Raw genomic sequence first — 14,120 nt, 5'->3', positions numbered from 1 at the left:
TAATAGACAATTCAGCCTCAATTATAGCATGGGCTTCCAAAAAAAGCCCATGTTCCAAAATATAAGAGCTTGTTGGACGTTTTGGCTTTGTTGTGCCATTTTGAATTCACCAAGATTTTGACTTTTAAGCAATCAACTGTGCAAAGGAAAAAGTTTTACATACTTTCTGGAAGTTTAGTTTTATCGGTATTTGCTTCACTCGCGTGGGAGTTCCCTCTGCGTAGTCCTGAGTCTCTTTGGACAAGCAAGCCGTTTTTAGGCGTTTCTGTACCCGCCGATACGGTACAAAAATCTGGGCGTCGTCCCAAATATAAAATCAAAGATCGTTATACTAACCGTTTCTCTGATCGTTCGCCTTCTTCTCCATTTATCATAAAGGATACCAAATCTACCTCAACGGAGTTCAAATTGGATTCGGCTGGGCGTATAACGGTTTATGAAAAACTGACAGGCTCAGATGCCAATTACAGGCCATCACAGCAAATGACTTTTGAGGAGTATCAGAAGGTACAACAAAATCGTTTTGTGCGAGACTATTGGAAAAAATACGCTGCCTCTCAAGATGGAAAAGATGAAACCCGAGGGCGGGGTATTTTACCAAAAATAGAGCTCCCTCCAGCCATTGACCGTATTTTTGGTGGGTCTGAAATTGACTTTAAACCTAACGGCAATATCTTACTAGACATTGGCTACATCGGACAGTTTATCGATAACCCAGCCATCCCAGTTCAGCAACGATATATCGGAAACCTGAACTTTAACGAGCAAGCACAAATTAACTTTCAAGGAAAAATTGGTAATAAGTTTAATCTCAATACCAACTTTGATACCAAGGCAAGTTTCAATTTTCAAAATCAACTCAAACTCAACTGGCGTTCAAATGAAGAAGATATACTCCAAAACATCGAAGTAGGAAATACCTCTTGGACTCTTAATAGCCAACTCATTCCTGGGGTTCAAAACCTATTTGGTTTGAAAACCTTAATGCGTTTTGGTAAAGTAGATGTTACTTTAGTCGCGGCACAACAGCGCTCTAAACAAGATTGTATTACCTTAAAAGGTGGCTCTCAGGGTAAAACTTTCGAAATCCGTGCTGATAACTATGATGAAAATAGACACTTTTTCTTATCTACGTTTTTCCGTAACAAATACGAAAGTTCGCTAAAAAATGTTTCGGTGATGTCTTCGGGCGTTTCAACGAACTCACTCAATAATACTACATCGTCTACTGATTTATCACAAAATTCACGTAGTACTACGAGTACCGAAACTGCCTATATTTCTTCTGGTATTACTATTACTCGTTTGGAAGTATATGTCACAAACCGTTCTCAAAATACTGAAACTCTACGCAATATCGTAGGTTTCTCGGATCTAGGAGAAGGTGCTCCAACTAACCCATATAATCCCAACAATGGGGTTGCAGCTGCTTCAGGTGCTAATGGAGGTACGCCTGTGAATAACAAAAACAATACGCTTTACAATAAGTACTTAGACCCTAATTCGGCAAATGCTGAAATTCGTAAGGCTGATCAGACTACAAGCTTGCTCGTAGCGGATGGTTTGGATAAAGGTACCGACTTTGATGTATTGCGTGGAGCCAAAAAGCTTACAGAAAGAGAATATCGTTTTAGTCCTGAATTGGGTTATATCTCCTTGGTCACGCCACTTCGTAATGATGAAGTGCTTGCGGTGTCTTATGAATATACCATGAATGGGCAAAAATACAAGGTAGGGGAGTTAACGGAAGATTACCAAAACCGCCAAGACAATGAAGTGTTGGTGTTAAAACTTTTGAAGTCATCGACCATCCGTAACGTATTGAACCACCCGATGTGGAATTTGATGATGAAGAACGTTTATTCATTAAATGGTTCTCAGATTTCCAAAACAGGTTTTCAGTTACGTGTTATTTACAAAGACGATAATACAGGTATCGACAATCCAAGTTTGTTGGAAGGTCGAAATGTGAAAGATATTCCATTGGTTCAAGTTTTAGGACTTGATAAAATGAACCAAAACGGTGACCGTCAGACTGATGGTAATTTCGACTTTATTGAAGGCGTTACAGTAGATAGCAGAAATGGTAAAATCATTTTTCCTGTCCTTGAACCTTTTGGAGGTACACTTAGAAAGAAATTCGAAGCGGATGAGTCTCAATTGGTAGATAAGTATGTATTTGATAAACTGTACACTTCGACGCTTGCCGATGCGCAACAAATTGCAAGTAAGAATAAGTTTTTCTTGAAAGGTAGTTATCAGTCGTCGCTTGGTGGTGATGTAAATTTACCTTTGGGGGTAGATGGTAACTCCGTACAAGTGACTGCAGGAGGTGTTGCCCTTACACCTGGTGTAGACTACATTGTTGAACCACAAGTAGGTCGTGTAAAAATCCTTAATTCGGGCATTTCCAATTCAGGACGTGAAATTAGGATTTGTTATGAAAAGCCAGATTTATTCAATAATCAAATACGTACACTTTTAGGAACACACATCGATTATACTTTAGGGAAGGATATTCACTTAGGGGGTACTTTACAGCATCTTTCTGAAACCCCTCCAAGCTTTTTGACAAGGGTACAAATTGGTAATGAACCCATCAATAATACCATGTTTGGCTTGGATGCAGCCATTCAGAAAAAGTCTTTGCTTTTGACTCGTCTGGTGGATGCTCTACCATTGATTTCGACCAAAGAAACCTCTGCCATTGATTTTCAAGGAGAATTTGCTCGTCTTATTCCGGGTGTGAATAGTGCTGTAAATAGCAACGCTTTTATTGACGATTTTGAATCTGCTAGAAATATCTTTAGCCTTAATACTCAAGCGAATTCTTGGAGACCGGGGTCGGTTCCTAAAACGATTGTGCCAATTACGTCTCCTAACTCAATAGAAAGTAATTTTAATAGAGCTAAGATTTCGGCTTATACAGTTGATTATAGTTTGTACGGAACAAGTAGTTTAGAAACAGGAAGTGTTGGCATCAACTCGCAAGACGTGGCAAACTATGCTTATGAACGTGTAGTTTCGTCTCAAGCCTTATTCCCTAACCGTTCGGTGGCGAATAACATCAACGTTCCTGTGGGAATTTTGGACGTTTCGTATTTCCCTGGAGAGAGAGGGATGTATAATTACAACCCTAAGTTAGATCAGTTTATAGCTAATCCAAAGAAAAACTTTGGGGCAATTACACGCGCAATTAGTTCAGATACAGACTTTGACAATGCCAATATCGAAACATTAGAGTTTTGGATGATGGATCCATTTGCGGAGGTTGATGCAGGTGCAACAGCAAATTCTGGTAATAGAACTGGTATTGTACGTGCCACTGGAGATTTCGATAAAGATAAAGAGGCCAGTTTGATTCGTAACCGTACAGGTGGAAAGTTAGTATTCAACCTTGGTGATATTTCTGAAGACTTTATCCCAGATGGACGTTACAATTTTGAAAATGGTATTCCTACAGGGCAAAAAATTACCCAAGGTTCTCTAGCCAACGTAGACTCAACTGTTTGGGGGCTTGCACCAACTCGACAATTTGTAACCAATGCTTTTGACTTACAAAATGGTCGTGAGCAACAAGATGTTGGTTTGGACGGTTTACCAAACAACCCAACAAGTTTTGATAATGTTTGGAATGAAAAAGCAAAATTCGCTGATTATGTTCGCACGATTCAAGGGTTGAATATTGATGCAAATATGAAATCTGAAATCGAGGAAGACCCTTCTGGCGATGATTTTATTCACTATCTAAACGAACGATATAGCAGTACCTCCAGCCTTGTAAAGCGTTATAAGAGTTATATGGGTTTGGAAAATAACTCACCACCTTCTTCAACAAGTACCGCATCAGGTTATACAGAAGCAAGTAATCAACAACCAGATAGAGAGGATTTGAACAATGATAATACCATTACTGACACAGATGCCTATTACGAGTATGAGCTCGATATGAAAAAGGAGAAAATGGCAGTAGGACAAAATTATATTGTTGACCAAATCACAGAGGGAGGCGTAAGTTGGTATTTGTTTAGAATCCCTATCAAGAACTATTCGAATAAAGTAGGTAATATCAACGGATTTAAGTCTATGCGCTTTATCCGAATGTTTACTACTGATTGGGAAGCTCCTGTAGTATTTCGTTTTGCTTCTTTTCAACTATCAGGTTATCAGTATCGTACTTATACTGGAGATTTGACACCAAGAGGTTTACAGGAAGTTCCAGAGCCTTATGATGCTAATTTTAAGGTTTCAACCGTAAATATTGACGAAAATGGACCTGCTAACAAAGCAGGCAAAACAGTGCCATACTCAGTTCCTCCAGGGTTTCAGCGTGACCGTGATGTAACAACGGTGAATAACGTTGCTTTGAACGAACAGTCTATGTCCCTTTGTGTAGATGGATTGCGTGATGGAGATTCGCGTGCGGTATTTAAGAATACAGTTTTTGATTTCTTGAATTACAAAAATCTAAAAATGTTTATTCATGCTGAAACAGATGATGCAAACACAAGAACAGGAGATGTTTCAGCATTTGTAAGAATTGGTACAGATCAAACAGATAACTATTATGAGGTTGAAACGCGTGGTTTGACGATTACACCTAAAGGAAAAAGCTCATACTTAGATACAGAAGTTTGGCCTGCGGAAAATGAAATAGATATTCCATTTGATGCTTTACGGGCAGCAAAACTCAAACGTGATAAGGCACAAGTAGCCTTGACTACGCCATATCTTATGGATAGTGTTGTGGGAAATAATGGACAATTGTATCGAGTACGTGTGGTGGGTCGCCCAGACTTGAGTGCAGTGGTGTCTCTGATGATTGGGGTGAGAAATCCAAAGTCTTCGGATGAACTACCTAAATCATTTTGTATTTGGGTCGACGAATTACGTTCTAATGGATTTGATCAAACTTCTGGTAATGCGGCAGTAGGAAAACTAGGGCTAAAGTTGGCAGATTTTGCCAATGTTACCTTGAATGCCTCTTACAAAGGATATGGCTTTGGAGGTGTACAATCTAAAATTTCTGAACGCTCACGAGAGACTTCTTATGCCTATGGAATCGCCGCTACGATTAATTTGGATAAATTATTCCCAGATAAATGGGGTTTAAGAATTCCTTTGTATATCAGTTATGACAAAAGTAATTCGACACCACATTTTAATCCACTTGATCCTGATATTCCTTTGGAGCAATCGCTTAATAATATCACAGATCCAGCGAAGAGAGCTATGCTTCAGAAAATCGTAGAAGATAATTCTGAGCGTCGAGCAATTAACCTTACCAATGTTCGTAAGATAAAAGTAGGAGGAGGGAAAGCACATTTATGGGATATTGAAAATATTGCCATTTCATACTCGTTTGCAGAACTGACTAGAAGTAATACCCTCATAGATGCATATAAACAAGTTTCTCACAGAGGTGGTATCATGTATGCTTATGCAGGAACAAGTAAACCGATAGAGCCATTTAAAGGAATAAAGTCTGATTATCCTTTGTTGAGATGGATTAAAGAAATCAACTTTTCTCCGTTGCCTAACTCTATTACGGTGAGGGCAGATATGGATCGTAATTTTGTAAAAACTCAATTACGAAATGCCGATCTAACTACCGATGGCGTAGCACCAATGTTTGAGAAATATTGGATGTTTACAAGACAATATAATCTAGGTTGGAATTTGACCAAATCCGTTATTGTAAACTACGCTGCCAATGCACGTGCTATTATCGACGAACCTCAAGGTGACATAGATACGCAAGCCAAAAAGGATTCTGTTTGGAGAAGCATAAAAAGCTTGGGACGTACCAAAAACTTTGACCAAAACTTTAGTGCTGTCTGGAGATTACCTCTCAATAAGTCACCACTGACCGACTGGATGTCGGCTGAGTATAGTCATAAATTTGGCTATCAGTATTTAGCGAGTTCGTACGATAGTCGTGACTCGTTGGATGTTCCTTTAGGAAATTTGATTAAAAATACTCGTGAAAGAGGTATCAATGGCAAGATTGACTTTGTAGCATTATACAATCGTGTGCGTGCATTACGTCTGGCGAACCAACCAAGGGTAGAACGTAAAAACGTGGCAAGAAGCCCAGGTGATGATGAAGATATTATCAAACCTCAGCCAACTTTCGTACGAAGTGTAACCCGTTTGATGATGGCTATTCGAGGTATCAATGTAAGATATACCATTAACGAATCTACAACGTTGCCAGGGTTTATGCCAGGCTCTGGAATTTTGGGGATGAGTGCTGCTGATGGTTCGGCACCAGGTTTTGGCTTTGTAACAGGTAGCCAAGACTATGATGTATTAACAAGAGCAGCCGCCAATGGTTGGTTATCGAAAAGTATTGTTCAAAACGTGCCTTTTGTCCAAACCAAAACACAAAATTTCACTTATGGTAGTTCGATAGAACCATTTAGAGACTTTAGAATACAGTTGGAAGGAAAATGGAGTAGGACAGATAATTACCAAGAATTTTACCGTCCAACAGAAATGGGAGGCGCATACAAACATCAAAGTCCAGTACGTTCGGGTAATTATCAGATGACCTTCCTGTCATTTTTGACGGCATTTGATAGCAATGCACCAAATGAGTCTTCAGGTATTTTTAACAGATTCAAGTCATATAGAAATATCATTAAACAGAGATTAGAAGCCTCGAGAGTTATTACTGGAAATGAAGCCTACGATATAAACTCGCAGGATGTATTGATTCCCGCTTTCTTTGCGGCGTATAGTGGTATTTCTCCAAACAAAGTGAGCTTCTCTCCATTTGTGAATATTCCATTGCCAAACTGGCAATTAGACTACAACGGTTTGAGTAATGTTGGTTGGTTCAAAGAGCGTTTCTCGAATATCTCGATTACGCACCGATATAGTTCGACCTACTCGGTAGGTAACTTTGTTTCGTCTTTGGAATATGATAATCCATTTGAGCTGAAAATAGATAATATGCTATATCCACTTTCTAGTAAAGTAAACGAGCAAGGCTATTTGATTCCTGTTTATGTAATGAGTACGATTAAATTTGAAGAGAAATTTGGACCATTCATAGGATTTAACGCTACGACTAAAAACAAAATCTCACTTCGTTTGGAATATGCTCAGGACAGAAGTGTAGGTTTAAATTTATCCAACTCGCAAGTAGCCGAGCTAAGTAATAAGGATTTTACCTTTGGAATGGGCTTTACAAAGGCGAATATGCTAGTGCCATTTAAGGTTAACGGACGAAAAGTACGATTGCCGAATGATATGAAGTTCCAGATGAACTTGACGATTAGAGATACAAGAACTATTCAAAGAAAGCTAGATGCTGAAACTGTGGTGACGAATGGATATGTTAATTTTCAATTTAGACCACAAGTAAGTTATAATGTCAACAAGCGATTGAATGTGAATATGTATGTCGACAAGATGTTTAATAACCCGTGGGTATCTACCTTGTATTATCGCTCAACGATAGCTGCTGGTTTCCAAGTAAGATTTAGTTTGTCTGACTAAGCAGTACCAACATCATCTATTGCAGATATTGAATTAAGGTTATGTTACCTATTTTCTGAACTGTATTTTGTGAAAAATGAAGGTCTGTTTTTACATTTCCGAAATCAGAAATTCTAAATCTGTAATAGTTTGAAAATCTTTGTATAGTCCTATTAAGGAGTTGCTAATCAGAAAGATATTCTAGATAAGTTCACTTTTGATTTATAGCATTAGTTTGAGCGAAACTAAATCATTGTTTGAAAGATTGTCATTTTGATGTTTTTCCAGTAAATTGCATCACAATTCTTCAACAAAATTATCAAATTACAAACTGTAAACGCATAAGAGATGAATTTCCCAGCAGAACTTCGCTATACGAAAGAGCATGAATGGATTAAGGTAGATGGAGACGTTGCCATCGTTGGTATTACTGATTTCGCGCAAGGCGAATTGGGCGATATCGTTTATGTTGAAATCGAGACGGTAGGTCAAACTTTAGCTGAAAATGATATTTTCGGAACAGTTGAGGCCGTAAAAACTGTATCTGATTTGTTCTTGCCAATCGCTGGAGAAATCCTTGAAGTAAACCAAACTGTAATAGACTCACCAGAGACTATCAACTCTGACGCTTACGGTGAAGGTTGGTTAGTAAAAATCAAACCATCAAATTTGGCTGACGTAGAAGCCTTGATGGATGTTGATACTTACAAACAACACATTGGACTTTAATTTAGATTACTATTTTGTATAAAGCCCTGTTTTTCAGGGCTTTTTTTTGACCATATCTCGAAGTACGATTCGAGTAAATAGCACAATGAAAATTCTGATTCGTTCCGCAAAAATTATCCAAAAAGGGGCTGACCTCAATGGACAGGTCAGAGATATTTTTATCGAAAACGGTGTGATTCGCCAAATAGGCGAGCAGTTGTCTGCCGAAGCTGATGAAATTATTGAAGGTGAAAATCTATGTGTTTCTTTGGGCTGGATCGATATGCGTGTACACGCAAAAGACCCAGGCTATGAGCACAAAGAAAGCTTGTATTCACTAGAAAAAGCAGCCCTTGCGGGTGGTTTCTCTGAAATCGCATTGTTGCCTAATACCAAGCCAACGGTTCAGACTCGTGAGAGCGTTCACTATCTTCGTAAATCTGGCGATATTATCAAGTTTCATCCATTAGCAGCGGTTACGCTTAAATGTGAAGGTAAGGATTTTACCGAAATGATTGACTTGCATCACGCTGGAGCAGTAGCATTTACTGATGGAGAACACCCTATTCAAAATCCAGATATTTTCCTTAAAACACTTCAATATCTTTCGCCAATCGGAAGCCTTTTAATTAATCGTCCAGAAGATACTGATTTGACACACTTTGGGCAAATGCATGAAGGTTCTGTAAGTACGCTTATTGGGATGAAAGGAATGCCAAAAATGGCCGAAGAAATCATGGTAATGCGCGATTTAAAACTATTGGAATATGTAGTTGATACGCCATTTGCTGAAGTAGATACAACTTTGCCATTACTACATTTTGCTTGTATTTCTAGTGCAGAATCTGTAGAATTGATTCGTCAAGCTAAAGCGAAAGGATTACCGATTTCTGCGGATGTTGCCGTACATCAACTTTGTTTTACAGAAGATGATTTGATGGATTTTGATACTAATTTTAAAGTAAATCCACCATTAAGAACTCAAAAAGATGTAGCAGCTTTATGGGCTGGATTGGCGGATGGTACCATCGATGCCATCGTCTCAGACCATAATCCTCAAGATGATGAGTCAAAGAATCTTGAATTTGATATGGCTGATTTTGGAATTATTGGTTTAGAAACGCTTTTTGGTGTTGCCAATACCTACAATGTTGGGCTATCGCTAGAAGACTTGATTGATAAGATAACGATTCAACCTCGTAAGATTTTACGCTTAACCGTGCCTCAAATTGCAGAAGGTACGAAGGCTAACCTGACCGTATTTGAACCTGAGAAAGAGTGGACCTATTCTACTATCCTCTCAAATTCTAAAAATACGCCATTCTTAGGTAAAACATTCAAAGGCAAAGCTTTGGTAGTGATTGCATAAAATCTAAAAGTTTATGTTTAATAATACATTTTGGAAAAATAGCCTCAAGTTTGGTGCCTTAGCAGGTATTGCCTGTTTGGGGTATAGCGTTATTCTTGATTTAATAGGAATTACCCCGATTTCGGGTAAGTTATTCCCAAGTAATATATTTATTTTGATAGCTTCGGTTTTGGCTGTAAAAAGCTATCGAAGAAATAACCCAGATGAGACACTTCATTTTTGGGAGGGTTTGTCTTTATGTTTTGTGGTAGCTTTATCAGCTTCAACTATTGTTGGTGGAGGTTTGTATTTGTTTTACTCAACACAGCATGGACAAGCGTTATTAGCGAAGTTTGTGGTAGAAGCCGTGAAGGAATATACCACCGCCAGACAGCAGATTATTAAGGAAACGAATCTAGAATATTTCAATAATTTGATTGCTGGTATCAAAGCTATTGATCCTATGTCTATTGCATTTACGGAGCTAAAACAGCGCCCTCTTATCGCTATTTTACCATCCATCATGATTTCTTTGTATTATCGTAGACAGTATGTTAAATAGCATTAGCAAAACGCTAGTTTGCTATTAAACCAAAGTCTAAACTTTAACAAATCAATCATGGAAAATCAAACAACTACCACAAAAGTTGCGCTTAAATGGGGTATTATCATCGGTATTTTCAGTGTAGTTTTTAGTACACTAATAATGGTACTGGGGCTAGTGGCCAATCAAGCCGTCGGTTTCGTTGCTTATATAATTATCGGCATTGGAGTATTTATGGCTATGAATGCCTACAAGAAAGAAAATAATGGCTTTATGAGTTACGGGCAGGGACTTGGTATTGGAACCCTAATGTCAGCAGTGAGTGGACTCCTTTCAAGTGCTTATAGCTTTGTGTATATGAAGTTCATAGATCCTTCTGTAATGGATCAAATCTTTAAGAAAGCTGAGGCTGACATGGAAAAGAAAGGCTTATCGGCTGAGCAGATTGACCAAGCAATGGAAATGTCCAAAGTATTTATGAGTCCAGGTGCCATGTTTGTGTGGGGAGTAGTGGGAAGTATATTATTGGGATTTGTCTTTTCTTTGATTATTGCTGCATTTGTAAAGAAAGATAAACCAATATTTGATTAAATTGTATCTAGAACATAGGCAAAGACAATTTGCTTATAGAGATAAAAACGAATTTGCTAGTGGAGAAATACTTCTTCACTAGCAAATTCGTTTACTAGGAGTGTTCAGTTGAAACAGACTGCAAAAACATTAAATCAACTATGTTTCAAATTTTTCAAAAAGAAGTTAATTCCTTTCTTAATTCGCTCATTGGTTATATCGTAATTGGCGTATTCTTGACAGCAACAGGTCTATTTGTTTGGTTTTTTAAGGACAATGTACTTGATTATGGTTTTGCTGATTTAACCTCCTTTTTTCAGGTTGCACCATTTATTTTCTTGTTTTTGATACCTGCCATAACCATGCGAGCTTTTGCAGAGGAATTTAAAACAGGAACTATTGAGTTACTTTTTACCAAACCACTTGGCGCTTGGGAAATTGTTCTTGGAAAATATTTAGCAAGTTGCTTTTTGATTTTGTTAGCCTTGCTTCCAACGCTCTTGTATTATTATTCTATTTATCAATTAGGGAATCCGCAAGGAAATATTGATTCTGCTGCTGTAATTACCTCTTACATTGGCTTGTACTTTTTAGGGTGTGTATTTGCAGCTTTAGGCGTATTTTCCTCTTCCTTGACAGATAATCAAGTCGTAGCTTTTGTGATTGGATTTGTGATGTGCTTGATTTTATATTATGGTGTAGGAAAATTGGCAGAATTATCATTCATGGGGTCGTTTGGTTACATTCTTGAACAGATTGGCTTGGATTATCAATTCGAAGCCTTGAGTAGAGGTTTAATTGATTCTCGCAATATTCTTTATTTCATATCCGTTATTGCCATTGCCTTGTGGGGAACTACGTTGAAGGTTACGCAGAAATAAGCAGTTGGATATAAATACTTAACTGAGTGGATATTGATTGAGTCAATGGGAGATTATTCCTCACCAATAGAGGCACAATACTTTTTCCAAATAGGGTTCGACTTAAGTCGAACCCTATTCGGAAAAAGTACTCAAATGTTAGGTATGTATTGGCTATTCATCAAAAAAGGCGGTCGAAAAACTTATTTCGACCGCCTTTTTTGATACTATATTTTGAAATGGTACCCATTGGGGAAACGTAGATTTTGAAAATCACTCATTCACTCAATCACAATTCACTCAATAAAGAAGTTCACATTTATTTTACAATCACCCCATTAGCTACGAAGGTAATAGCCTTTTCTGGTTCAGTGATTTTCTCAATATCTTCTTGGCTTTTACCAGCATCTTGAGCGTAGTGCTTCAATTGACCAACAGAAGTGGTTTTTACTTGAGCTAAACCTTCAAATACCACAGTTTTTCCATCAATATCCTTTGGTACAAAGAAACCATAATCTTTGAAAGTTACACGCATACTAGAACCATCTTCTAGCTTAACTTTCATCCAGCAACCTTTTACTTTACATACCGACTCTACTACACCTGTTACTTTCGCTTTGACTTGTTCTTTTCCGTCCATTTTTTTAGCTAAATCTGTAGTAGAGATAGCGCCTTTTTCAGAAATTTTTTCACCAAAGTTACTTTGGGCCTTTGCTCCAATCTGGATTCCTAGTACGATAGCGAAAACGATAGCTATTTTTTTCATAATCAAAAAAAGTTGATTTGTTGAGAATATTTAATGATTACAAAAATAAGAATTGCTTAGGTAATCCTTTGATTTTGAAGGAATTTTTGAATAAAACTCTATAGAATCTTATCAAAAGGTTATTTATAATCTTGAATATTGAAAATGTTGGAACAGAATTCATATTCATTGGGCTGGTTTGAGCAAATGAAGAGCATTCTATCTTTGGAATACTTTTGAACGTTTTCTAAATACCAATTGGTAGCCTTTGCATCTAGATTAGAAGAAGGTTCGTCGAGCATCAATATAGGTGTGTCTGACCAAAACGTCAAGCCTAGTTTTACCCTTTGCTTCATGCCAGAAGAGAAATGCTTTATCGCTTTTTGGCGTGCTTTGGGTAATTCAATAAATTCGATAAAATCTTTGATGGAATACTGCTGAATTAACGGCTTGAATTGAATATGAAATTGAAGAAGCTCCTCTAGTGTAAACTCTTCAATGAGTTCAAGATAAGGAGCTGCGATGCTGATTTCCTTATAAATTTGCTCAATTTCGAGGGGTTGTTGGTTTTTAAATGCTAGAATTTTTCCTTCTGAAGCGGGAATAAAACCTGAAAGAATCTGCAAAAAAGTTGATTTTCCACTACCATTTGAACCTGTAAAAGTATAGGATTGTCCTTGTTGAAAACGAAGATTTACAGACTTAAAAATCCATTCATTTCTGAATTTTTTCCCTAGATTTTCGGTGATGATTTCCATAAAAAAAGAAGTAAGACAGCATGAGCTGTCTTACCTATTTGAATTGAATCTAAAATCGCAAAATTAGCTGATTAAAGTGGCCCTTTGATGATACCACGCTCAGCTGTACGGATAAACTCTACTATTTCGTCACGTTCAGGTGTTGCTGCAATATCTTGTTCAATATTGGCTAATGCTTCCGAAGTATTGAATCCTTTAAGGAAAATATAGCGATAAACATCTTGAATCAAATTGACTTGCTCATCATTAAAGCCATTGCGACGTAATCCAATAGAATTAACACCTACATAAGATAAAGGCTCACGTGCCGATTTGGTAAATGGTGGCACATCTTTGCGAATGAGCGAGCCTCCAGAAATCATAACATGCTTACCAATTTTTACAAACTGGTGAATAGCACAAGCACCTCCGATACGGGCTGATTCGCCGATATGTACGTGCCCAGCTACTTGTACACTATTGGCTATCACGCAGTTATCTTCTACCAAACAATCATGAGCAATGTGTACATAAGCCATTAAGAGGCAATTTTTGCCAACTTCGGTTTTGAATTTATCTTTCGTACCACGGTTGATAGTAACACATTCACGAATAGTCGTGTTGTCTCCAATAATGGTTAGTGTTTCTTCTCCGTCAAACTTAAGGTCTTGTGGAATAGCAGAAATAACCGCCCCTGGAAAGATTCGACAGTTTTTGCCAATTCTTGCCCCAGGAAAGATAGTAACGTTGGGTCCAATCCAAGTTCCTTCACCAATTTCTACATCTTGATAAATTGTTGAAAAAGGCTCAACAACTACATTTTCTGCGATTTTGGCGTTTGGATGAATATATGCTAACGGTTGTGTCATGGTATTGTTTTCAGAATAATTACTTCGCTTTTGATATATGTGCTTATTAATAATTTTGACACTGCCACTATGTGGCTAAATCGATAGGCTCAGTAATTATGGTAATCTTTGCATTGAGACTTGAAAAGAATTAGTCAAAAGTAATAAATCTTTTCTGTATAAAATTGTACTATGACGGTTTATCATAGTCAAATCCTGATAATTAGCGTAGAAAAAGTATATAAAAATATACTATGGGCTAAAAACTCAAATCA

At 37.6% G+C, this 14,120-nt stretch carries 9 protein-coding genes; 6 read left to right on the top strand and 3 right to left on the bottom strand.

The window, feature by feature from the left end:
- The first annotated feature begins 138 nt into the window (after window positions 1–138).
- The 6 genes from sprA (at window position 139) to gldF (ending at window position 11,536) form a co-directional block, all read left to right on the top strand.
- Window positions 139–7,506 (top strand): cell surface protein SprA, encoded by a 7,368-nt coding sequence (gene sprA, locus GVN22_RS16640; protein WP_166552145.1) that lies wholly within the window; start codon window positions 139–141, stop codon window positions 7,504–7,506.
- Between the two features lie 327 nt (window positions 7,507–7,833).
- The gene (gene gcvH, locus GVN22_RS16635) at window positions 7,834–8,214 is read left to right on the top strand and encodes a glycine cleavage system protein GcvH (protein WP_166552144.1); all 381 of its coding nucleotides are present in this window, start codon (window positions 7,834–7,836) and stop codon (window positions 8,212–8,214) included.
- 85 nt (window positions 8,215–8,299) lie between these two features.
- Complete coding sequence (locus GVN22_RS16630; protein ID WP_166552143.1) at window positions 8,300–9,562, top strand: dihydroorotase family protein; 1,263 nt, start codon at window positions 8,300–8,302, stop codon at window positions 9,560–9,562.
- Between the two features lie 13 nt (window positions 9,563–9,575).
- A complete protein-coding gene (locus GVN22_RS16625; protein ID WP_166552142.1) occupies window positions 9,576–10,103 on the top strand; it encodes a DUF4199 domain-containing protein in 528 nt (175 codons plus the stop codon).
- 57 nt (window positions 10,104–10,160) lie between these two features.
- Window positions 10,161–10,676 (top strand): DUF4199 domain-containing protein, encoded by a 516-nt coding sequence (locus tag GVN22_RS16620; protein WP_166552141.1) that lies wholly within the window; start codon window positions 10,161–10,163, stop codon window positions 10,674–10,676.
- Between the two features lie 140 nt (window positions 10,677–10,816).
- Window positions 10,817–11,536, top strand: a complete 720-nt coding sequence (gldF, locus tag GVN22_RS16615) for a gliding motility-associated ABC transporter permease subunit GldF (protein ID WP_166552140.1) — start codon at window positions 10,817–10,819, stop codon at window positions 11,534–11,536.
- Window positions 11,537–11,834: 298 nt separating this feature from the next.
- Here the strand turns inward: gldF and GVN22_RS16610 are convergent, their stop codons facing one another.
- The 3 genes from GVN22_RS16610 to lpxA form a co-directional block, all read right to left on the bottom strand.
- A complete protein-coding gene (locus GVN22_RS16610) occupies window positions 11,835–12,281 on the bottom strand; it encodes a DUF4920 domain-containing protein (RefSeq protein ID WP_166552139.1) in 447 nt (148 codons plus the stop codon).
- 119 nt (window positions 12,282–12,400) lie between these two features.
- Window positions 12,401–13,018, bottom strand: a complete 618-nt coding sequence (locus tag GVN22_RS16605) for an ATP-binding cassette domain-containing protein (protein WP_166552138.1) — start codon at window positions 13,016–13,018, stop codon at window positions 12,401–12,403.
- Window positions 13,019–13,089: 71 nt separating this feature from the next.
- The gene (gene lpxA / locus GVN22_RS16600) at window positions 13,090–13,866 is read right to left on the bottom strand and encodes an acyl-ACP--UDP-N-acetylglucosamine O-acyltransferase (protein ID WP_166552137.1); all 777 of its coding nucleotides are present in this window, start codon (window positions 13,864–13,866) and stop codon (window positions 13,090–13,092) included.
- Window positions 13,867–14,120 lie beyond the last annotated feature (254 nt).

The sequence above is a fragment of the Cellulophaga sp. BC115SP genome (assembly GCF_009905545.1).
Taxonomy (GTDB): Bacteria; Bacteroidota; Bacteroidia; order Cytophagales; family Spirosomataceae; genus Flectobacillus; species Flectobacillus rivi.
This window is presented reverse-complemented; position numbering and strand designations above follow the sequence as displayed.